Origin of the sequence: Paenibacillus thiaminolyticus, assembly GCF_007066085.1 — a bacterium.
Taxonomy (GTDB): Bacteria; Bacillota; Bacilli; order Paenibacillales; family Paenibacillaceae; genus Paenibacillus_B; species Paenibacillus_B thiaminolyticus.
The window spans coordinates 720,040-743,142 of the sequence record NZ_CP041405.1 but is presented as its reverse complement, the minus strand read 5'-3'; the positions used below and the strand labels follow the sequence as shown (position 1 = coordinate 743,142).

The following is a 23,103-nucleotide window of genomic DNA, read 5'->3' as shown; positions in this document are numbered from 1 at the left end:
CTATGAGGTTCAAGGCAATCTATCGGGCAGGCAAGCTGCTCCTTATCGGCATCTGCTGTCTTTGTCTGCCCGGCTGCTGGGACATGGCGGAAATCGATCAGTTGGCGATCGTCAATCTGGTCGGATTGGACAAGGAGCCGGAGAGCGGAAAATATACGACCTACTATCAGGTGATCAATCCGGGGGGCACGGCTTCCCAGAAATCGGCCGGCATGAAAGCTCCTGTATACACCTACCGGATCGAAGCATATACCCTGGGAGATATTGGAGACAAGTTGTACGACATCATCCCGAGGCGGCCGTTCTACGATCATTACCAGGGACTGATCGTGACGGAGCGGCTTGCGGAGTCGGGCATGCTTGAATTAATCAATTTTTTCGAAAAACAGCCGGATCGCCGGTCTACTATCTATTTGTTCGTCACGGATTCGCCGCTGTCGGAAATCATGAACACGTATATCCCGATCGAACGGCTGCCGGGCCGGGCGGCTCGTTCCATTATTGAACTCAAATCCAAATATTCGGACCAGTCCAGCAAGCAGGCGAGGGTGAAGGATTTCGTCGAAAACATGGAAACCTTCAAGATGACTGTGTTGCCCGTCATAAGGCTGTCCGAATTGCCGTCCGAGCTGACGACGAACCGGTTCGAACATATCGATGCCACCCATGGCAATTTTCTGTTGAGCGGAGGTGCCGTATTTGAGACGGATCGGATGGTTGGGAAGCTGACCGACGCGGAACTGGCCTGGTACTATTTGCTGAAAGGCGAGATTGGCACCCTGTATCAATCGTTGACCATCCATGATCAGCACGTCGATGTTGAGATGCCCCATCCAAAGATGCGGCGGAAGCTCTCACTCGTACACGGGGAGCCCATTCTCCGGATTGAGCTTATCACGAAGATACAGCTTCTGAATAATAGCCAGGATGAGCCGTTGACACTACAGAACTTGGATAAGATCGAGAGAAACTTCAAGCAGACGGTGGAGAAGAAGGCATCCGATTTTTTTGAGAAGGAGAAGGAAAAAGGTTGGGACCTGCTTGGAATTGAAGCGGAAATCAAGAGAAGAAAAGGCAAAGAGTGGGCCGCGGCTAAGCGGGATAAGGAACTGTGGAAGAAGACAAAGCTGGAGCTGTCGGTCCAAGGCACCGTCAGCACGATTGGGAACACGATTAATCCATACAGGAAGAGGGGTAGCGATGGAGAGCGTACGCATTAGCGGATGGCAGTTCTTTTTACTGGTGTTCAATTTTACGGTCGGAACCGCTATATTTCTCAGTCTCAGCGGACTTATAATAGCGGCAGGGCAGGATGCATGGATCATTCCGTTATGGACGGGCAGCGCCACCGTCTTGATCGCTTGCTTATGGTTAATGCTGGCGAGAGGCAATCCCGGGCTAAGCATTATCGAAATCTGCACCAAAGTGGCCGGCAATAAAATCGGAGGGCTTTTCGCTGTGCTGTATATCTCCTTCTTTATCGAGACCGCAAGCTGGGTGACGCGCAATCTGGGCACTTTCATGAAGACAGTGCTCATGCCCCGGACGCCGCTGTCGATGTTTCACCTGATGTTTTTGGCCGTCGCCTGCTACGCCGCGATCAAAGGAATCGAGAGCATCGCGCGCGTGACGGAGTTTTTGACCCCCATCGTCGTGCTTCTTTTGATCGTAATCTGCCTGTTCTCGCTGGCGGAATGGAAATGGGAACGATTCGAGCCGATGTTCACCATGAACCTCTTGAAGACAATAAAGGAGACCCGATCGTTTTTGGGCTTTCCCTATCTTGAGGTTATCTCTCTTATGATGATTGTTCCTTATGTCAAGAGCAGGGTCAAGTACGCTCTGCTCCTTGGCATCGCGCTGGCCACCGTCTTGTTGAGCGGAGTTCTTTTCGTGATCATCGGCGTGCTTGGCGTAACGAGAGCTTCTCATTTCATTTATCCCTTGTTCATCCTCGTGCAGGAGGTGCGCATTGCGGAATTCATTGAACGGATAGAGACCACCATCGTGATTATCTGGCTCGTGTGGATCTTCATTAAGCTGTGCATTTCCTATTACTGCGCCGTGGCGGGAATCTGCCAGTTGTTCCGCTTGAAGGACAGAACGTGGGTGGCCATCCCGCTTATCCTGCTCATCTCCGGGTTCGCAATCACATTTAGTGACAATATCGTGCAGACCTTCACCTGGGGAAAAAAATATAACTTCCAATATAACAGTCTGTTCGGGATCCTGCTCCCGCTGCTGCTTCTCTTCCTGACCTGGATTCAGAAGCGGTGGAAGCAAGATGAGGAGACGCCGGCATGATCTGGTTCTTGCTGTTCTTTGTGGCGGCCGGTGGCGGGGCTCTTGCCATTCAAGTGCGCAGGCGCACGCCGCTCCGGGAGATCGGAATGTTCGTGGCGTTGTCCCTCCTTGGATGCACCGTGTGGATCAGCATATTCATGAATCGCAAGATTAACCCGACGGCATGGATTTCCTGGCTGGTGGATCGGATAGGATGGTAGGCCTGTCATGAGTCTGTAAGTTGGGAAAAGTTGCGAACATTTGCTCGATTGGGTACAATTTATGCATCAGAGAATCGCTTCGGCGAACTTCAAGGCGAACTTTAATCGAAACGCGGTGAGCAAATGAACTCGATTCGCATCCATGGCTCCGCCCCTTATTCGGTCGCCCTGGTGCATGGCGGGCCCGGGGCAGCGGGAGAGATGGCTCCCGTTGCAGCGGCGTTATCGCGGCACGCGGGAATATTGGAGCTGCATCAGACGAAGTACAGTATCGATGAACTCGTGACGGAAATGAAGGAGCAGCTATTGGAATCCGGCCATCCTCCCCTAACCGTCATCGGGTATTCCTGGGGAGCCTGGCTCGGCTTCCTCTTCGCCGCTCGCCATCCCGAGCTTGTGCGCAAGCTCATCCTCATAGGCAGCGGACCGTTCGAAGACGCTTATGCCAAGGAAATGATGAGTACGAGAATGAACCGCTTGTCCAGCGAGGAACGGGGCGAATGGAACGATATGATGTCGAGACTCGGGGCAGGGGAAGCCCTGCCGGATCTGACCCGGCTGGACCAGCTCATGACCAAGGCCGATACATACGAGCCGCTGGAAGATGCGGCGCAGGCGGAGCCGCTTGCCGTCAATGCCGAGCAGCACGAACGCATCTGGGCTGAGGCAAGCGCGCTGCGGAGTTCCGGGCAGCTACTGGAGTATGGGAAGGGCATCGCCTGCCCGGTCGTCGCCATCCACGGCGAGCATGACCCGCACCCGTATCAGGGCGTATTCGCCCCGCTGACGGATGTGCTCAACGGTATAACCTGCATTCTGCTGCCTCGGTGCGGGCATACTCCGTGGAAGGAGCGGCACGCTTCGCACCCATTCTATGACATTCTCGGCAACGAAATAAACTCTTGATGCGGAAGAGCGGGAGACTGGCATCCGGTAATATGCAAGCAGGACGGTACGCGCGACAAATGCCGCAGTGCCGTCCTTTTGAATTGTGAAGGAATGGCACACACCGTCTCACGAGTAGTGCTGCGCGCTGTTTCATCCTCCTTTACAGCGAAATGATGTCGCCATCACAAGGTACCATAATATGGCTAGATATCTGTTTCTCATTGATGAAGCGTTTTAATTTCTCTCTTGTCAGCAAGCAATGGTTGAGAGATTCCATATGAACAACGATAATCTTGGCTTGGGGCGCTGCCTGATGTGTCTTATAAATATCATCGGCCGTCATGGTAATTGGGCCGCCTGCCAGGAATTGGGCGGCGCCTCCATTGACGATGATAAGTTCAGGCTGATGCGTGTCGATAGCCGCTTGAACGCCGCTGTACCATACGGTATCTCCTGCGATATATAATTTCTGCTCATCGGGGTGACTCAAGACGAGACCGGATACTTCACCGGTAAACTGGGTGATGTCACCAATTCCATGTGATCCATTCGTTCTGGTCAGCAGGATGTCTCCCATGCTGGCCTGGTGGAAGGTTTCGACTTGGTGAAACCCTTCCTTTTTGATTAACTCGGCGTCTCGTTCATTTTGCGCATATATTTTGATATCTTTAGGCAGAGCTGCCTTGGCGGCTTCGTCAAAATGATCGGGGTGCAGATGGGTGACGATAACCGCATCAACCTGAGTCAATTCTTCTATCGGCAATGGAAGATCGACGATCGGGTTCGGCGTATCTTGATTGGGGGTATTGGGGAACGGAGGAAGCGTTCCTTTTGCGGCAAAAAACGGATCGATTAAAAACCTCTTGTCAGCATATTGCAAAACCAGTGTTGCATTTCGTACGAGTCTAATATCCATCTAATGTTCCTCCCAATTGCAAGATCTAATCTAAAGTGCGTGTTCAAAAAGGCTTTTTGAACTACCACTACAAGTATAGTGTGTAGGGCGGCTGGGCAAACAGAGCTTAAATCAAGACTTTATCGGTTTTTACTTGAAATGTGAAAGGATTTGGAGCGATGATCGATCAGGTCGACCAAAAAATAATTGAGGAGCTATCGAAGAATAGCCGCATGACGATGAAGGAGCTGGGAGAGAGAGTACATTTAACCGGGCAAGCAGCGTCGGCCAGAGTCATCAAGCTCGAAGAGAAACGCATCATTGAAGGTTATACGCTTAAGTTGAACGACAAAAAAATGGGCTACACGGTTCACGCTTTTATCAATATCTATACCAAAAGCATTCAACATGAACCCTATCTCTCTTTTATAAAAACACAGCATGACTATATCATTCATAACTTCAAAATCAGCGGAGAAGGTTGTTATCTGCTGGAGTGCAAGTTTCCGTCTACTGAAGAATTAGATGGATTCTTAACCAAGTTAAATAAATATGTGAATTATAAACTCTCGATTGTGATTAAGTAAAACGAGAAATGAGGCCACGAGAGGGAGAGAATCATATAGGGGGTATCGGGGATGAAGCCGAACCAGGAGAAGATCGAATATTTATCACAATTCAATCTTTTGCATTCCCTGTCCGAGGAAGACTTGATCGAGATGGATCAATTAACCGTGATTACGACCATCCGGAAAAATACATTTATCCAGACACCGGATTCGAGTCCGCAAGGGCTGTATTTCGTGAAAAGGGGAACGATCCGGTTGTTCAAGCTGACAGCCGAGGGCAAGCAGTTCACACTCGATATTTTGCGTGAGGGCAATGTATTCGGAGAGGTGGATCTCATCTCGTTCGGAACGAGATATCTGTATATCGAGACATTGGAGGAATGCGACATCTGCCTGATGGATACAGACCGATTCGAATCGTTCATCATCCATCGGTCCCGGTTCATGCTGAATCTCATCAAAGTGATGAGCGAGCGCATCATCCGGATGAGTGATCTGGCACAGCATCTGGCACTTGGCAATCTGCAGGACAAAATCATATACGCCTTGCTGAAGCTGGCGGATCAATTCGGTCTGATTCAGGATAATGAATATTACCGGATCGACTATTCGATCTCGCATCAGGAGATTGCGAATCTCGTCGGCGCCAGCCGAGAAGCCGTTACAGCGACGCTGCAGGAACTCGCGGCAGCCGGAGTCATCAAGACGGGGTTCAAGACCATCTTCCTTCATCGCGAGAAGCTTCGGGAGAGGCAGCGCGGGTAAGCGGCAGTTGTAAGCTGCATTACATCTTTTAGGAGTCGAGAACACGTATCGTAAAGATATGGAATCGATTACGATATGATGGAGGACAAGTCCGATGAAGCAAGACAAGAATGGCACTGTAGACGAGGCAATGATGATGCGGACCGGAGCGAGCCGGGCAAGCGCAATCCCGGCGCAGGTGATCGAGCTGCTTAACCGCGGCCAACTTGAGACCGTCAACTTGACAGAATGGCTTGCGGTCGATCAAGAGAAGCTGCTGGGGCGGATCGTTCGAGAGCTTGGATTGGAGGATGAGCGTGAGACGATCATGTCTCCTCTGGCTCGACTGAGCGAGAGGAAGATGATGACCGTCATCCCGGCGGTTGCGGCAGGCTGGCTTGATCTGATGGAGCTGGTATCCGTTCAAGATAGAGCGGGCATCTTCGGCGAACTGGCCGGACACCGATCCGACAGCGTCCGCTGCTGGGCCGCTTATGTGATTGGCCTGGATGAGCGGCTCGGCCTTGAGGACAAGCTGGCGGGCATACGCCCGTTCGCTGCGGATTCCCACTTCGGCGTCCGTGAGATCGCGTGGATGGCTGTGCGGGAGTCCATCGCTCATGAATTGCAGGAGGCCATCGGCCTGCTGCGCGAGTGGGTGCGAGACGCAGATGCGAACCTCCGCCGATTCGCTGTTGAATCAACCCGCCCTCGCGGGGTGTGGGCAAAGCATATTGCCGCATTGAAGGAGAATCCTGCGCAAGCGCTGCCGCTTCTGGAAGCCGTAAAGTCCGACCCGGCCAAGTATGTGCAGGATTCGGTCGGGAACTGGCTGAACGACGCATCCAAGACGAAGCCGGAATGGGTGCTTCACGTATGCGACGCCTGGCTCAAGGCTTCGGATACAAAGGCGACGCGGCGTATTGTAACGAAGGCGAGCAGAAGTATCACGAAGGGATGAAGCTGTATGCCTGTGAAGTCTTCAGGCCGTTCGCATGTTCCGCTCGCGCCGATTCGCGGCATAAAAGCGAGCCGGCCGCCAGGCGCGACGCCCATCTACGGGGCCGGGCTTGGCTGGTGATCCTCCGCAGACTCGTCCTGCGGCGAGTGGCGCCGGATGGCGTATAGCAATTCCAAGGCGAAATACAATATTGCAGCAGGGAACACCCATTGCCAGTACGGTTCCGCCGCCTGATAGACGGAGACCAGGACGGGATGGATCCACCGTAGGCACAGGTAGGAGAGGAAGACCCAGCATATGGAATAGGACAGGCAAATATGGCCGTGAAGCTGCAGCGGCAGGTTCGAGTAGTCCCACCATTGGCGACGGAAAAAGGTCTGTAACAGCCAGCCGCTCACATATTCCACGCAGGTGGGCACGAGGAAGCAGAGCAAGAGTACGACAGTCCAATGCGTCTCCGGCGCGGCAAAATAGACCACGAGCAGCGGCGCAAAGCCGTACATCGGCTTGAATGGCCCCCATAGAAACCCATCCTTGAAAAAGACGCGCGTCGTAGCCAGACTATACATATTTTCCAACAACCAGCCTAACAACGAATAGACGGTAAAGTAAAACACTACGGCTGCCGCCTCATGCAGCAATGATGAATGCGGCACCAGCTCCCCTGCCGGATAAAACATATCGCGAAACCACCTCTCATGATCGTTTTCTCTATGCTGTAGATTTCGCTCCATATGTTGGAATTATTCATGATCCAGCAAATAATGGCGGCGCACGGAAGGCAGCAGCGTCGCGATCTGAATGGCGATTCCCCAGGCAACATACACAACATGAATTAGGGCGACACCTTGAATGAAATAGGTCTGCAGCGTGATCCAGGTAATGAGCGCGAATCCGCAATAGAGGGAGAATGCCCATGACCAGTGCGTATCCTTGAACACGTTAAGCTTGCTTGGAACCTTCCAATGGGTTCTTTTGATTAAGGCGTAGCAGATAAGCAGCGGCCCGATGCCGAGCATGATGAGCAGAATGAGGCCGGGAATCAGAAAATTCGTGAATGGCGAAGTGTTCAAAATCGAAAGGGTCACACCTAACAAGCGGCCGCTCGGATCGATGACAAGCGCCGTTCCTCCGAATACCGCTCCGATGGCAAGCAGCAAATGCAGGGCATAGAGTACCCAGCAAGCTGCGTTTTTCTGCTGGCGCGGATTGGAATTGTTCGTTACCGGACCGGCTTCTCGCTGTATCATTGCAAAGACTTTTTGAGCAATTCCTTTTCATAGTTTAACACAGCATATAAGAAAGCAGTAACTAGGCAGGGGACAGATGAATGGGAAATGTTGTATACTAGGGACACTATAAAATGAAGGGAAGACGTTCATGAGCTACAAACATGCGCTAGATCGATACATTGACGCGACCAACACTCATGATTTCTCGAATGTCAGTACATGGGTCGACAGCAGCGCGGTATACTGGTTCTCGGACAAGACATGCACGACGCCGGGAGAAATCCGGCGTTATTTTGAGAACGCATGGGACATCGTGAAGGAGGAGAAATATTCGGTTACAGATGTGGTCTGGATCGCGGAGGATGAGAATTCGGCTGCTTGTATTTATTCGTATCATTGGGAAGGGCTCATCGATGGCCGGCATGCTTCCGGCAAGGGACGCGGGACGAACGTCTTGGTGAAGCGCGGCGATGGGTGGAAAATCATTCACGAGCATCTGAGCAACAAGTAGGATGAACTCATCACGCTTCATGAAGCTGCTGATCGTCGGAATGGTCTTGCTTGTGGCCGGATGCCGCGCAAGCGGCGAGCCGCCTTTTTTATTTTCCTATGAATTCAATTCCATTGAACCGGAGCATGAGGAGTTGATCGACGATTGGCTGGCCGAAGCCAAGGCGGAATCCGAGACGAGGATTCATTCCTATGAGATGGAGGAGTTTCGGTATAGCTATGTGCGCGGCTATAAGGACGTGAAGATTTCCTTCATCTACGAGAGCGGGGAAGGGAGCCTCAAGCAGCGGTTCATTAAGGGATCCGATCAGGATGAAGTGTTCGTCAAAATCAACTTCAATCCTACGGTCTGCTGCAACCGATCCGTCTATGAGACCGATGATGCGGAAGCGGAGGGAGCCGCGGCAGAAGAGTAGGAGCTATAGCCATGAAGGGAAGCCACATTGTACAAGAAGGTGCAGTGTGGCTTATTTGTGTATAGGTGAAAAGATTGAACTTGCAGGTGAAGGACAAGCTTCTGGAATCATATGATGGCCTTTGCGGCAGAACCGGCGAGAGTCACCGGCAAGGTCGTTCATATGCCTGCGTACCTGGAGCGATTCGCCTCTGCAACAATCTAGATTTATGCTGCTATACCCGTTTGGACAGCCAGCCCGTATCGCCGATAGCGAACGGGCTTCTTTTATTATTGTATGGAGCTTCTTATGAAGAATCTTCCGAGGCTCAGAATAGCGCAACAAGTGGAGGAATCCCCGGTCCCCAGGAAGATGGTACAGAAGGAAGCATGAGTCCCTAACCGATTGGGATGTTGGTGAAAAGGGCCAAAAGGGTGGTGCTGACCGATTGAGATAATGCCGCAAAGAGTGAAGGAAGTTCGGATTTGACTGGCTGGGAAAGAGGAGGAAGTGTGAAAGTATATGGAACCGGACCAGTTGGGAGAGTGAATCTCAGCGAGGGCGATGTTAAGCCGTCGAATCCTCAAGAGTATTGATTATTTCCAGTATCCACATGGGTGCCGTTCGAATGCGTGTACATACTCTCTGAATACGTAATAACTTGACTAATGAGGAAAAAGGAGGTAGAAATATAAACAAGGCCAACGTTGGTAATAAACAGCAACAATCCTATTAAAAACGTCATTTGAGATAATACGGAAGTGAAAGGAGCAGCTTTAAAAGCAACCAGAACTAGCAATGCGGCTTAGTAGCAGCAAAGCGTGGCCGCACGCAGGAACGACTTCGGCGAGACCCAGTGCTCGATTTTTTTTGAATTATGGATTGACGAAATACAGGATAGAGCGGTAGTCCCAAGAACCTGAAACAGAATATCCAAAGGAGTCATGAATATTGAATGAGAATGTGATCAAATTGTTCCCTTTAACTCATGCGCAGCAAAGAATATGGTATACGGAATTGCTATATCCGAATACAACGACATGTATGCTCTCCGGTACAATTACGATAAGAGGGAAGATAAATCGGGAGCTTTTGGAGCAAGCCATCCAGTTAGTCATTCAACAAAACGAAGCTTTTCGAATAAAAATAACGCAGAAGAACAGCGAACCAATGCAATATGTCGATCCCTATGTACATAAACCAATCGATTTTTTGGATTTCTCAGAATACGATGAATTGCATATAGAGGAATGGTTGAATCTTCATAACAGAAAGCCAATAAAGCTGCTTCATTCGGATTTATATCAGTTTGTTATTTTAAAAATTAACGATGAGGAATACCGATACAGCTTCAAAGTGCATCACATCGTATCTGATGGCATATCCATGAACCTCGCTATTAACCAGATTACCGAAAATTATGTAAAGCTGACAGAAGGAACTTTATCCGCAGGGGATGAAAAACAGCCTTACACCGATTACATTGACACGGAACAGGACTATGAGAAGTCAGAGCGCTACCAAAAGGATAAAGCGTATTGGTTGGAGAAGTTCCAGTCTCTCCCTGAGATAATAGGCATGAAGTCCTATAATCCTCTGGTGACAAGTACAGCTGCAAAAAGAAAAAGCTTAACAATAAGCAGTGCTCTCTATCACAAATTGATGACATTTTCTCGGGAAAATAAAATCAGTGTGTTTATTTTCTTTTTATCCGCTATGTATATTTACTTACATAAAGCAAGCAACCAGAATGACATAACGATTGGGAGCGTTTATGCAAACCGAACAACGAAGAAAGAAAAAGATACGGTTGGTATGTTCGCCAGTACAGTAGCGGGGCGGATGTCCGTAGAACCGGAACTGGAGCTGCTCTCATTTCTTCAAAGGGTGGCCAAAGAACAGAAGACGATTCTGCGTCATCAAAAATATCCCTATAATCAATTAATTCAAGATTTGAGGGAGAAGCATAATAACAAAGATATTCAACGGCTGTTCGGTCTTGCAGTAGAGTATCAAGCCATACGTTTTCTCGATTTTGATAACTTAAGTGTAAGAACGAAAGTTGAGTTTGGCGGACATGAGGGGAATGATTGCGTACTTCATATTAAAGAAATGTCGAATGATCAGCAGCTTGTGCTTGATGTGCATTATCGCACGCACATATTTGAAGAAAATGAAATACAGCAAATGCTGCAGCAGATCATCACGATTGCCGAACATATGATTCATCGTCCATTAGAAAAAATAGTTGAGGTATCTCTGATTAGTGAGGAAGAGAAAAATACGATACTTAACGTATTTAATGACACTTGGGCAGACTATCCGCGCGGCAAGACGATTCATCAGTTGGTTGAGGAACAGGCGGAGCGTACGCCGGATCGAGCGGCTGTCGTCTACGAGGGAAGCCAACTGACGTACCGTGAATTGAACACAAAAGCGAATCAATTGGCGCGAACGTTACGAGCTGAAGGGGTTCGGCCGGATCAGCCCGTCGGCCTCTTGGCCGAGCGTTCGCTGGAGATGATCGTGGGCATGTTAGCGATCATGAAAGCGGGAGGCGCCTATGTGCCGATGGACCCGGAATATCCGGAGGAACGGCTTGGGTATATGCTCACGGATTCGGGAGCGAAGCTGTTATTGACACAGAGCCACTTGCAGAAGTGTGAATCGTTTGACGGAAAACGCTTGATGCTGGATGACGAACAAATGTACAGTGAAGCCGGATCGAACTTGGAGCCGATGGCCGGTCCGGATTCTCTGGCTTATGTGATCTATACGTCGGGAACGACGGGCAAGCCGAAAGGGGTGATGGTCGAGCATCGCGGCCTATGCAATCTCAAGCCCCTGTTCGAGAACACGCTGCACATCGGAGAGCAGGATCACGTGGTCCAATTCGCCAGCTTGTCCTTTGATGCGTCGTGCTGGGAGATGTTCAAGGCGTTATTTACAGGCGCGGCATTATATATTCCTGCAAAAGAGACGATTTTGGATCCGCGGTTATTTGAAGACTATATGAGGCGTCATCACATTACGGCCGCACTTTTACCGCCGACCTACGCGGCAGCCTTATCTCCAGGCAACTTGCCAAGCTTGAAGAAATTGATCACGGGAGGGTCCGCCAGCTCCGTGGATTTGGTTCAGCAGTGGCAGGACAGCGTGTTGTATTTCAACGCTTATGGTCCGACGGAAGACTCGATTGTGACCACGATATGGCCGGCAACGACTGTTGCTGCCGCTGGGAATGCTGCCGCTGGAAATGCTGTCGCCACGGCCGGGAATGCTATCGCTCCGGCTGGGAAGCTGGTGCCTATCGGCCGTCCGCTCCCGAATCATCGGGTGTATATCTTGGGGGCCAACGATCAATTGCTGCCGATCGGTATACCCGGGGAACTCTGCATTTCAGGCGCGGGTGTGGCCCGCGGTTACTTGAATCGTCCGGAGCTGACCGGGGAGAGGTTCGCGGATAACCCGTTCGAACCGGGGGCGCGGATGTACCGGACGGGTGATCTGGCCAAGTGGCTGCCGGACGGGAATATCGAGTATCTGGGCCGAGTCGATCATCAGGTCAAGATTCGGGGGTACCGGATCGAGCTGGGCGAGGTGGAGGCGCAGCTGTTGAAGATAGCTTCGGTTCAGGAGGCGGTCGCGATCGCCCGGGAGGACGGAGACGGACAGCCGTATTTATGTGCCTATATCGTCGCGGACAAAGAGCTGACGTCAGGCGAACTGAGAAATGCGTTATCTCAAGCGTTGCCGGGCTACATGGTGCCTTCCTGCTTTGTGCAGCTGGAGCACATGCCGCTGACGCCAAACGGAAAAATTGACCGTAAAGCCCTGCCGGAACCTGACGGAAGCATGCAAACCGGAGCAGAACACGTGGCTCCGCGCACAGCGGTGGAAGCGCAGCTCGCGCAAATCTGGCAAGAGGTGCTTGGGCTTCCGCGCATCGGCGTGAAGGACCACTTCTTTGACATCGGCGGACATTCGTTGCGGGCAACGGCGTTGGTGGCCAAGCTGCACAAAGAGATGGGGATCGAGATGCCGCTGAGGGAGGTCTTCCAATCCCCGACGATTGAGCAAATGGCGGAAGTGATCACGGGCAAGGCTATTACGGATAAGGAACGCCAGGTCGCGTACAGGCCTATTCCGATTACAGAGGAGAGCGCCTATTATCCTCTCTCATCCGCGCAAAAACGCTTGTACATTTTGAGCCAGCTGGAAGGCGGAGAGCTCAGCTACAATATGCCGGGCGTGCTGGAGATGGAAGGAGCGTTGGATCGGGAACGGCTGGAGGAAGCGTTCCGCCAACTGATTCGCCGTCACGAGACGCTGCGGACCGGCTTTGAACTGGTCGGCGGTGAAGCGGTGCAGCGGGTACACCGGGACGTGGCATTTGCGGTGGAGCACGTACAGGTGAAGGAAGAGGAAGCGAACGCTCACCTTCGGGAGTTCATGCACGCGTTTGATCTTCGTAAGCCGCCGCTCTTACGAGTGAGACTGCTCGAACTGGAGCCGGAACGCCATCTGTTGCTTTTTGACATGCACCATATCATCTCCGATGGAGCTTCCATGGAGATATTTCTTCGGGAGTTGGTGCAGTTGTACGAGGGAGCGGAGCTGCCGTCGCTTCGCATTCAGTACAAGGATTATGCGGTATGGCAGCAGGGAGAAATGCAGCGTGAACGGATGAGCAAGCAGGAAGCGTATTGGCTGGAGGTGTTCGGCGGAGAAGTTCCGGTGCTCGATCTGCCCGCGGACTATACCCGGCCATTGGTCAGAAGCTTTACCGGAAATACGTTTCAATTTGTCATCGACCAGCAGAGAAGGGAGAAAGTAAGGCAGCTTGCCCTGCAAACCGGAACGACGCTGTACATGGTCTTGCTTGCGGCCTATACCACCTTGCTGTCCAAGTACAGCGGACAGGAAGATATTATCGTGGGAACGCCGATTGCGGGAAGAACGCATGCGGATCTGGAGCCGCTTGTGGGGATGTTCGTGAACACGCTGGCGATGCGCAATGCGCCGTCTGGGGAGAAGACGTTCCAGGAGTACATGCAGGAAGTCAAGGAAAATACGCTGAGCGCCTACGAGAACCAAGACTATCCTTTTGAAGAATTGGTCAGCAAGCTGGATGTGGCAAGAGAGGTGAGCCGCAATCCGCTCTTTGATACGATGTTTGTTCTGCAAAACATAGAGCAAAGCGAAGTGAGCCTCGATGGGCTGACCTGTAAGCTTTACCCGCACGAACATGACATCGCCAAGTTCGACCTGACCTTCAGCTTGACAGAGGGAGCTGAAGGAATCGCAGGTACCATCGAGTACGCCTGTTCGCTGTACAAGGAGGAAACGATCAGGCGGATGGCCGGGCACTTCCAGCAGGTGCTCGACACCATTCTAAGTGATCCGAACAGGAAGCTGTCGTCGATCGAGATCATCAGCCCGGAAGAGAAAGCGCAGATTCTGGAGACCTTCAATGATACGGCGGCAGACTATCCGCGCGACAAGACGATTCATCAGTTGGTTGAGGAACAGGCGGAGCGTACGCCGGATCAAGCGGCTGTCGTCTACGAGGGAAGCCAACTGACGTACCGTGAATTGAACACAAAAGCGAATCAATTGGCGCGAACGTTACGAGCCGAAGGGGTTCGGCCGGATCAGCCCGTCGGCCTCTTGGCCGAGCGTTCGCTGGAGATGATCGTGGGCATGTTAGCGATCATGAAAGCGGGAGGCGCCTATGTGCCGATGGACCCGGAATATCCGGAGGAACGGCTTGGGTATATGCTCACGGATTCGGGAGCGAAGCTGTTATTGACACAGAGCCATTTGCAGAAGGGAGACTCCTTTGGGGGAAAACGCTTGATGCTGGATGACGAACGAATGTACAGCGCGGAGGGAGCGAATTTGAAGCCGATTGCCGGGCCGGATTATCTGGCCTACGTGATCTACACGTCGGGAACGACAGGCAAACCGAAAGGGGTGATGGTCGAGCATCGCGGCCTCTGCAATCTGAAGCCCCTGTTCGATGACACGCTGCACATCAGAGAGCAGGACCACGTGGTCCAATTTGCCAGCTTGTCCTTTGATGCGTCGTGCTGGGAGATATTCAAGGCGTTATTTACAGGCGCGACGTTGTATATTCCGGCAAAAGATACGATTTTGGATCCGCGGTTATTTCAAGACTATATGAGCCGTCACCGCATTACGGCCGCACTTTTACCGCCAACCTATGCGGCAGCCTTAACCCCGGGCAACCTGCCAAGCTTGAAGAAATTGATCACGGGAGGGTCCGCCAGCTCCGTGGAATTGGTTCAGCAGTGGCAAGACAGCGTGTTGTATTTCAACGCTTATGGTCCGACGGAAGACTCGATTGTGACCACGATATGGCCGGCAACGACTGTTGCTGCCGCTGGAAATGCTGTCGCCACGGCCGGGAATGCTGCCGCTCCGGTCGGACATGTTATCGCTCTGGATGGGAAACTGGTGTCGATTGGCCGTCCGATTCCGAATCATAGGGTGTATATCGTGGGGGCCAACGATCAATTGCTGCCGATCGGTATACCTGGGGAACTCTGCATTTCAGGCGCGGGTGTGGCCCGCGGTTACTTGAATCGTCCGGAGCTGACCGGGGAGAGGTTCGCGGATAACCCGTTCGAACCGGGGGCGCGGATGTACCGGACGGGTGATCTGGCCAAGTGGCTGCCGGACGGGAATATCGAGTATCTGGGCCGAGTCGATCATCAGGTCAAGATTCGGGGGTACCGGATCGAGCTGGGCGAGGTGGAGGCGCAGCTGTTGAAGATAGCTTCGGTTCAGGAGGCGGTCGCGATCGCCCGAGAGGACGGAGACGGACAGCCGTATTTATGTGCCTATATCGTCGCGGACAAAGAGCTGACGTCAGGCGAACTGAGAAATGCGTTATCTCAAGCGTTGCCGGGCTACATGGTGCCTTCCTGCTTTGTGCAGCTGGAGCACATGCCGCTGACGCCAAACGGAAAAATTGACCGTAAAGCCCTGCCGGAACCTGACGGAAGCATGCAAACCGGAGCAGAACACGTGGCTCCGCGCACAGCGGTGGAAGCGCAGCTCGCGCAAATCTGGCAAGAGGTGCTTGGGCTTCCGCGCATCGGCGTGAAGGACCACTTCTTTGACATCGGCGGACATTCGTTGCGGGCAACGGCGTTGGTGGCCAAGCTGCACAAAGAGATGGGGATCGAGATGCCGCTGAGGGAGGTCTTCCAATCCCCGACGATTGAGCAAATGGCGGAAGTGATCACGGGCAAGGCTATTACGGATAAGGAACGCCAGGTCGCGTACAGGCCTATTCCGATTACAGAGGAGAGCGCCTATTATCCTCTCTCATCCGCGCAAAAACGCTTGTACATTTTGAGCCAGCTGGAAGGCGGAGAGCTCAGCTACAATATGCCGGGCGTGCTGGAGATGGAAGGAGCGTTGGATCGGGAACGGCTGGAGGAAGCGTTCCGCCAACTGATTCGCCGTCACGAGACGCTGCGGACCGGCTTTGAACTGGTCGGCGGTGAAGCGGTGCAGCGGGTACACCGGGACGTGGCATTTGCGGTGGAGCACGTACGGGTGAAGGAAGAGGAAGCGAATGCTCACCTTCGGAAATTCATGCGCCCGTTTGATCTTCGTCAGCCGCCGCTCTTGCGAGCGAGACTCCTCGAGCTGCGGCCGGATCGCCATCTGTTGCTCTTTGACATGCACCATATCATCTCCGATGGAGCTTCCTTGGGCCTGTTCCTGCGAGAGTTCGCGCAGTTGTACGAGGGAGCAGAGCTGCCGCCGCTTCGCATACAGTACAAGGATTATGCGGCATGGCAGCAGGGAGAAATGCAGCGTGAACGGATGAGCAAGCAGGAAGCGTATTGGCTGGAGGTGTTCGGCGGAGAAGTCCCGGTGCTCGATCTGCCCGCGGACTATACCCGGCCATTGGTCAGAAGCTTTGAGGGAAATACGTTTCAATTTGTCATCGACCAGCAGAGAAGGGAGAAAGTAAGGCAGCTTGCCCTGCAAACCGGAACGACGCTGTACATGGTCTTGCTTGCGGCCTATACCACTCTGCTGTCCAAGTACAGCGGGCAGGAAGATATTATCGTGGGAACGCCGATTGCGGGAAGAACGCATGCGGATCTGGAGCCGCTTGTGGGGATGTTCGTGAACACGCTGGCGATGCGCAATGCGCCGGCGGGGGAGAAGACGTTCCAGGAGTACGTGCAGGAAGTCAAGGAAAATACGCTGAGCGCTTATGAGAACCAAGACTATCCGTTTGAAGAATTGGTTAGCAAGCTGGATGTGGCAAGAGAGGTGAGCCGCAATCCGCTCTTTGATACGATGTTTGTACTGCAAAACATAGAGCAAAGCGAAGTGAGCATCGAAGGTCTGACCTGTACGCTTTACCCGAACGAACATCACATCGCCAAGTTTGACCTGACCTTCAGCTTGACAGAGGGAGCTGAAGGAATCGCAGGTACCATCGAGTACGCCTGTTCGCTGTACAAGGAGGAAACGATCAGGCGGATGGCCGGGCACTTCCAGCAGGTGCTCGACACCATTCTAAGTGATCCGAACAGGAAGCTGTCGTCGATCGAGATCATCAGCCCGGAGGAGAAAGCGCAGATTCTGGAGACCTTCAATGAGACGGCGGCAGACTATCCGCGCGACAAAACGATTCATCAGTTGATTGAGGAACAGGCGGAGCGTACGCCGGATCGAGCGGCTGTCGTCTACGAGGGAAGCCAACTGACGTACCGCGAATTGAACACAAAAGCGAATCAATTGGCGCGAACGTTACGAGCCGAAGGGGTACGCCCGGATCAACCCGTCGGCCTCCTGGCCGAGCGTTCGCTGGAGATGATCGTGGGCATGCTAGCGATCATGAAAGCGGGAGGCGCCTATGTGCCGATGGACCCGGAATATCCGGAGGAGCGGATTGGGTATATGCTCACGGATTCGGGAGCGAAGCTGTTATTGTCACAGAGTCATTTACAGAAGTGTGTATCATTTGACGGAAAATGCTTGATGCTGGATGACGAACGAATGTACAGTGAAGCCGGATCGAACTTGGAGCCGATGGCCGGGCCGGATCATCTGGCCTACGTGATCTACACGTCGGGAACGACGGGCAGACCGAAAGGGGTGATGGTTGAGCATCGCGGCCTCTGCAATCTGAAGCCCCTGTTTGAAGACACGCTGCACATCGGAGAACAGGACCACGTGGTCCAATTCGCAAGCTTGTCCTTTGATGCGTCGTGCTGGGAGATATTCAAGGCGTTTTTTACAGGCGCGACATTGTATATTCCGACAAAAGAGACGATTTTTGATCCGCGGTTATTTGAAGACTATATGAGCCGTCATTGCATTACGGCCGCTCTTTTACCGCCAACCTACGCGGCAGCCTTAACTCCGGGCAACTTGCCAAGCTTGAAAAAGTTGATCACGGGGGGCTCCGCCAGTTCCGTGGATTTGGTTCGGCAGTGGCAAGACAGCGTGTTGTATTTCAACGCCTATGGTCCAACGGAAGACTCGATTGTGACCACGATCTGGCCGGCAACGACTGTTGCTGCCGCAGGGAATACTGCCGTTGGAAATCCTATCGCTACGGCCGGGAATGCTGCCGCTCCGGTCGGAAGTGTAATGGCTCCGGCTGGGAAGCTGGTGTCGATCGGCCGTCCGATTCAGAATCATCGGGTGTATATCGTGGATGCGAACGATCAATTGCTGCCGGTCGGTATACCCGGGGAGCTCTGCATTTCAGGCGCGGGTGTGGCCCGCGGGTACTTGAATCGTCCGAAGCTGACCGAGGAGAGGTTCGTGGACAACCCGTTCGAACCAGGCGAGCGGATGTACCGGACGGGTGATCTGGCCAAGTGGCTGCCGGACGGGAATATCGAGTATCTGGGCCGAATCGATCATCAGGTAAAGATTCGGGGGTACCGGATCGAGCTGGGCGAGGTGGAGGCGCAGCTGTTGAAGATAGCTTCGGTTCAGGAAGCGGTCGCGCTCGCCCGGGAGGATGGAGACGGTCAGCCGTATTTATGCGCCTATATCGTAGCGGACAAAGAGCTGACGTCAGGCGAACTGAAAAGTGCGCTTTCTCAGAAACTACCGGGCTACATGGTTCCTTCCTGCTTTGTGCAGCTAGAGTACATGCCGCTGACGCCAAACAGAAAAATTAACCGTAAAGCCCTGCCAGCGCCCGACGGAAGCATGCAAACCGGAGCCGATTACGTGGCTCCGCGCACAGCGGTTGAAGGCCAGCTCGCACAAATCTGGCAAGAGGTGCTTGGGCTTCCGCGCATCGGCGTGAAGGACCACTTCTTTGACATCGGCGGACATTCGTTGCGGGCAACGGCGTTGGTGGCCAAGCTGCACAAAGAGATGGGGATCGAGATGCCGCTGAGGGAGGTCTTCCAATCCCCGACGATTGAGCAAATGGCGGAAGTTATAACGGACAAGGAACACCAGGCCGCGTATAGGTCGATCCCGATCACGCAGGAGAGCGCCTATTACCCTGTCTCATCCGCCCAAAAACGCTTGTACATTTTGAGCCAGATGGAAGGCGGAGAGCTCAGCTACAATATGCCGGGCGTGCTGGAGATAGAAGGGGCATTGGAGCGGAAGCGGCTGGAGGAAGCGTTCCGCCAACTTATTCGCCGTCACGAGACGCTGCGGACCGGCTTTGAACTGGTCGGCGGTGAAGCGGTGCAGCGGGTACACCGGGACGTGGCATTTGCGGTGAAGCACGTACAGGTGAAGGAAGAGGAAGCGAATGCTCACCTTCGGGAATTCATGCGCCCGTTTGATCTTCGTCAGCCGCCGCTCTTGCGAGCGAGACTCCTCGAGCTGCGGCCGGATCGCCATCTGTTGCTCTTTGACATGCACCATATCATCTCGGATGGAGCTTCCCTGGGCCTGTTCCTTCGGGAGTTCGCGCAGTTGTACGAGGGAGCGGAGCTGCCGCCGCTTCGCATACAGTACAAGGATTATGCGGCATGGCAGCAGGGAGAAATGCAGCGTGAACGGATGAGCAAGCAGGAAGCGTATTGGCTGGAGGTGTTCGGCGGAGAAGTTCCGGTGCTCGATCTGCCCGCGGACTATACCCGGCCATTGGTCAGAAGCTTTACCGGAAATACGTTTCAATTTGTCATCGACCAGCAGAGAAGGGAGAAAGTAAGGCAGCTTGCCCTGCAAACCGGAACGACGCTGTACATGGTCTTGCTTGCGGCCTATACCACCTTGCTGTCCAAGTACAGCGGACAGGAAGATATTATCGTGGGAACGCCGATTGCGGGAAGAGCGCATGCGGATCTGGAGCCGCTTGTGGGGATGTTCGTGAACACGCTGGCGATGCGCAATGCGCCGGCGGGGGAGAAGACGTTCCAGGAGTATGTGCAGGAAGTCAAGGAAAATACGCTGAGCGCTTATGAGAACCAAGACTATCCGTTTGAAGAATTGGTTAGCAAGCTGGATGTGGCAAGAGAGGTGAGCCGCAATCCGATCTTTGATACGATGTTTGTTCTGCAAAACATAGAGCAAAGCGAAGTGAGCCTCGATGGGCTGATCTGTAAGCTTTACCCGCACGAACATCACATCGCCAAGTTCGACCTGACCTTCAGCTTGACAGAGGGTGCTGAAGGAATCGAAGGCACCATCGAGTACGCCTGCTCGCTGTTCAAGGAAGAAACGATCGAGCGGATGGCCGGGCACTTCAAGCAGGTGCTCGACACCATTCTAAGTGACCCGAACAGGAAGCTGTCGTCGATCGAGATCATCAGCCTGGAGGAGAAAGCGCAAATTCTGGAGACCTTCAATGAGACGGCGGCAGACTATCCGCGCGACAAGACGATTCATCAGTTGGTTGAGGAACAGGCGGAGCGTACGCCGGATCAAGCGGCTGTCGTCTACGAGGGAAGCCAACTGACGTACCGTGAATTGAACACAAAAGCGAATCAATTGGCGCGAACGTTACGAGCTGAAGGGGTTCGGCCGGATCAGCCCGTCGGCCTCTTGGCCGAGCGTTCGCTGGAGATGATCGTGGGCATGCTGGCGATCATGAAAGCGGGAGGCGCCTATGTGCCGATGGACCCGGAATATCCGGAGGAACGGCTTGGGTATATGCTCACGGATTCGGGAGCGAAGCTGTTATTGACACAGAGCCATTTGCAGAAGGGAGACTCCTTTGGGGGAAAACGCTTGATGCTGGATGACGAACGAATGTACAGCGCGGAGGGAGCGAATTTGAAGCCGATTGCCGGGCCGGATCATCTGGCCTACGTGATCTACACGTCGGGAACGACGGGCAGACCGAAAGGGGTGATGGTCGAGCATCGCGGCCTGTGCAATCTGAAGCCCCTGTTCGATGACACGCTGCACATCGGAGAGCAGGACCACGTGGTCCAATTCGCCAGCTTGTCCTTTGATGCGTCGTGCTGGGAGATATTCAAGGCGCTCTTTACGGGAGCGACGTTGTATATTCCTGCGAAAGAGACGATTTTGGATCCGCGGTTATTTGAAGACTATATGAGGTGTCATCACATTACGGCCGCACTTTTACCGCCGACCTATGCGGCAGCCTTAACCCCGGGCAACCTGCCAAGCTTGAAGAAATTGATCACGGGAGGGTCCGCCAGCTCCGTGGATTTGGTTCAGCAGTGGCAGGACAGCGTGTTGTATTTCAACGCCTATGGTCCGACAGAAGACTCGATTGTGACCACGATATGGCCGGCAACGACTGTTGCTGCCGCTGGGAATGCTGCCGCTGGAAATGGTGTCGCCACGGCCGGAAATGTTATCGCTCCGGCTGGGAAGCTGGTGCCTATCGGCCGTCCGCTCCCGAATCATCGGGTGTATATCTTGGGGGCCAACGATCAATTGCTGCCTATCGGTATACCCGGGGAGCTCTGCATCTCAGGCGCGGGTGTGGCCCGCGGTTACTTGAATCATCCGGAGCTGACCGAGGAGAGGTTCGTGGACAACCCGTTCGAACCGGGCGCACGGATGTACCGGACGGGTGATCTGGCCAAGTGGCTGCCGGACGGGAATATCGAGTATCTGGGCCGAATCGACCATCAGGTGAAGATTCGGGGATACCGGATCGAGCTGGGCGAGGTGGAGGCGCAGCTGTTGAAGATAACTTCGGTTCAGGAAGCGGTCGCGATCGCTCGGGAGGATGGAGGCGGACAGCCGTATTTATGCGCCTATATCGTAGCGGACAAAGAGCTGACGGCAGGCGAACTGAGAAGCGCGCTTTCTCAGAAACTACCGGGCTATATGGTGCCTTCCTGCTTTGTGCAGCTGGAGCACATGCCGCTGACGCCAAACGGAAAAATTGACCGTAAAGCCCTTCCGGCGCCCGACGGAAGCATGCAAGCCGGAGCCAACTTCGTGGCTCCGCGCACAGCGATGGAAGCGCAGCTCGCGCAAATCTGGCAAGAGGTGCTTGGGCTTTCACGCATTGGCGTGAAGGACAACTTCTTTGACATTGGGGGGCACTCTTTAAAAGTGCTGCAATTGATTCAGAAGATTCATGCAGAGATGGAAATGAATATTCCTCTTCGTGTCGTATTTGAGATGCCTACCATAGAAGAAATGGCTATTGAGCTTTTACAACGAAAGTTTAACAAGTTTGAACAGCAGAATGGAAGCAATATCATAAAACTGAACAAAAATGGGCTAATGAATGTTTTCTGCTTTCCTCCTGCGCTGGGGTATGGCATTGCTTTTTCCGAAATGGCCAAACATCTTGAAGATCACTGTGTAGTCTACGCGATCGAATTTATAGAAGGTAACTATGCTCACACAGATATGCTGGATCAATATGTGAATTCTATTATAAGTATTCAAGAGAAAGGGCCTTATGTATTTTTGGGTTACTCTGCGGGAGGCAATCTGGCGTTTGAAGTTGCTAAAGCAATGGAAAAAAGAGGGTACAAAGTATCGGATATCATTATGGTAGACTCGATGAAACGAAAGAGCCGGAAAGAAGAATCGCCCGGGGAAATAGACCAACAGATCACTCAATTATTGGAGGTTGTTCCTGAGCATTTTAAACAAGTTCTAAATGCACCAGTTACAAGGGAAAAAGTGAGAAATAAAATGCGTGCTTACCACATGTATTGGAATGAACTCGTAAATACAGGGGTCGTCCAAGCGAACATCTACGGCTTGGTTGCAGAAAGTTCAACAATCAGGGAAGCTGAAAATCACGATGTACTATTATGGAAGCAGGCAACCTCAAAATGTTATGTCGAGTATGAACTGTATGGCCAACACATGGAGGTGCTTGTACCTGGTTGTGTCGAGGAGAACTCGAAGGTCATTCAACGCATCATAAATGAAATATTCGAAAAAAACCATTTGGTATATCGTTTTTAGCGGAAAATGAAGAT

At 52.8% G+C, this 23,103-nt stretch carries 13 protein-coding genes; 10 read left to right on the top strand and 3 right to left on the bottom strand.

The features are described from left to right. Positions 1–2: 2 nt before the first annotated feature. The 4 genes from FLT43_RS03245 to FLT43_RS03230 all read left to right on the top strand — a co-directional run bounded on the left by FLT43_RS03245 (position 3) and on the right by FLT43_RS03230 (position 3,410). Positions 3–1,220, top strand: a complete 1,218-nt coding sequence (locus FLT43_RS03245) for a Ger(x)C family spore germination protein (protein ID WP_087441213.1) — start codon at positions 3–5, stop codon at positions 1,218–1,220. Further along, positions 1,201–2,304, top strand: a complete 1,104-nt coding sequence (locus FLT43_RS03240) for a GerAB/ArcD/ProY family transporter (RefSeq protein WP_087441214.1) — start codon at positions 1,201–1,203, stop codon at positions 2,302–2,304. Before FLT43_RS03245 ends, FLT43_RS03240 begins: the two co-directional genes overlap by 20 nt. Continuing rightward, positions 2,301–2,504 (top strand): hypothetical protein, encoded by a 204-nt coding sequence (locus tag FLT43_RS03235; RefSeq protein ID WP_087441215.1) that lies wholly within the window; start codon positions 2,301–2,303, stop codon positions 2,502–2,504. The genes FLT43_RS03240 and FLT43_RS03235 overlap by 4 nt, the downstream gene beginning before the upstream one ends. Before the next feature lie 123 nt (positions 2,505–2,627). Beyond that, entirely contained in the window at positions 2,628–3,410 is a 783-nt protein-coding gene (locus FLT43_RS03230) for an alpha/beta fold hydrolase (RefSeq protein ID WP_087441216.1), read from the top strand. A gap of 142 nt (positions 3,411–3,552) precedes the next feature. Here the strand turns inward: FLT43_RS03230 and FLT43_RS03225 are convergent, their stop codons facing one another. Then, complete coding sequence (locus tag FLT43_RS03225; RefSeq protein WP_087441217.1) at positions 3,553–4,308, bottom strand: MBL fold metallo-hydrolase; 756 nt, start codon at positions 4,306–4,308, stop codon at positions 3,553–3,555. A gap of 158 nt (positions 4,309–4,466) precedes the next feature. Between FLT43_RS03225 and FLT43_RS03220 the strand changes: the two genes are divergently transcribed. The 3 genes from FLT43_RS03220 to FLT43_RS03210 all read left to right on the top strand — a co-directional run bounded on the left by FLT43_RS03220 (position 4,467) and on the right by FLT43_RS03210 (position 6,561). Then, entirely contained in the window at positions 4,467–4,874 is a 408-nt protein-coding gene (locus tag FLT43_RS03220; protein ID WP_087441218.1) for an Lrp/AsnC family transcriptional regulator, read from the top strand. Positions 4,875–4,925: 51 nt separating this feature from the next. Further along, positions 4,926–5,621 (top strand): Crp/Fnr family transcriptional regulator, encoded by a 696-nt coding sequence (locus FLT43_RS03215; protein ID WP_087441219.1) that lies wholly within the window; start codon positions 4,926–4,928, stop codon positions 5,619–5,621. Positions 5,622–5,715: 94 nt separating this feature from the next. Beyond that, the gene (locus tag FLT43_RS03210; protein ID WP_244194084.1) at positions 5,716–6,561 is read left to right on the top strand and encodes a DNA alkylation repair protein; all 846 of its coding nucleotides are present in this window, start codon (positions 5,716–5,718) and stop codon (positions 6,559–6,561) included. A 95-nt stretch (positions 6,562–6,656) separates the two neighbouring features. Here the strand turns inward: FLT43_RS03210 and FLT43_RS03205 are convergent, their stop codons facing one another. Together FLT43_RS03205 and FLT43_RS03200 are read right to left on the bottom strand one after the other, a co-directional pair. Beyond that, entirely contained in the window at positions 6,657–7,241 is a 585-nt protein-coding gene (locus FLT43_RS03205) for a putative ABC transporter permease (protein ID WP_087441220.1), read from the bottom strand. A 63-nt stretch (positions 7,242–7,304) separates the two neighbouring features. Continuing rightward, entirely contained in the window at positions 7,305–7,811 is a 507-nt protein-coding gene (locus FLT43_RS03200; protein WP_244194085.1) for a hypothetical protein, read from the bottom strand. A 130-nt stretch (positions 7,812–7,941) separates the two neighbouring features. Between FLT43_RS03200 and FLT43_RS03195 the strand changes: the two genes are divergently transcribed. From FLT43_RS03195 to FLT43_RS03185, 3 genes are all read left to right on the top strand, one after another. After that, the gene (locus FLT43_RS03195) at positions 7,942–8,304 is read left to right on the top strand and encodes a YybH family protein (RefSeq protein WP_087441221.1); all 363 of its coding nucleotides are present in this window, start codon (positions 7,942–7,944) and stop codon (positions 8,302–8,304) included. 1 nt (position 8,305) lies between these two features. Continuing rightward, complete coding sequence (locus tag FLT43_RS03190; protein ID WP_087441222.1) at positions 8,306–8,719, top strand: hypothetical protein; 414 nt, start codon at positions 8,306–8,308, stop codon at positions 8,717–8,719. 942 nt (positions 8,720–9,661) lie between these two features. Then, a complete protein-coding gene (locus FLT43_RS03185; RefSeq protein WP_244951381.1) occupies positions 9,662–23,089 on the top strand; it encodes a non-ribosomal peptide synthetase in 13,428 nt (4,475 codons plus the stop codon). The last annotated feature ends 14 nt before the right edge of the window (positions 23,090–23,103 follow it).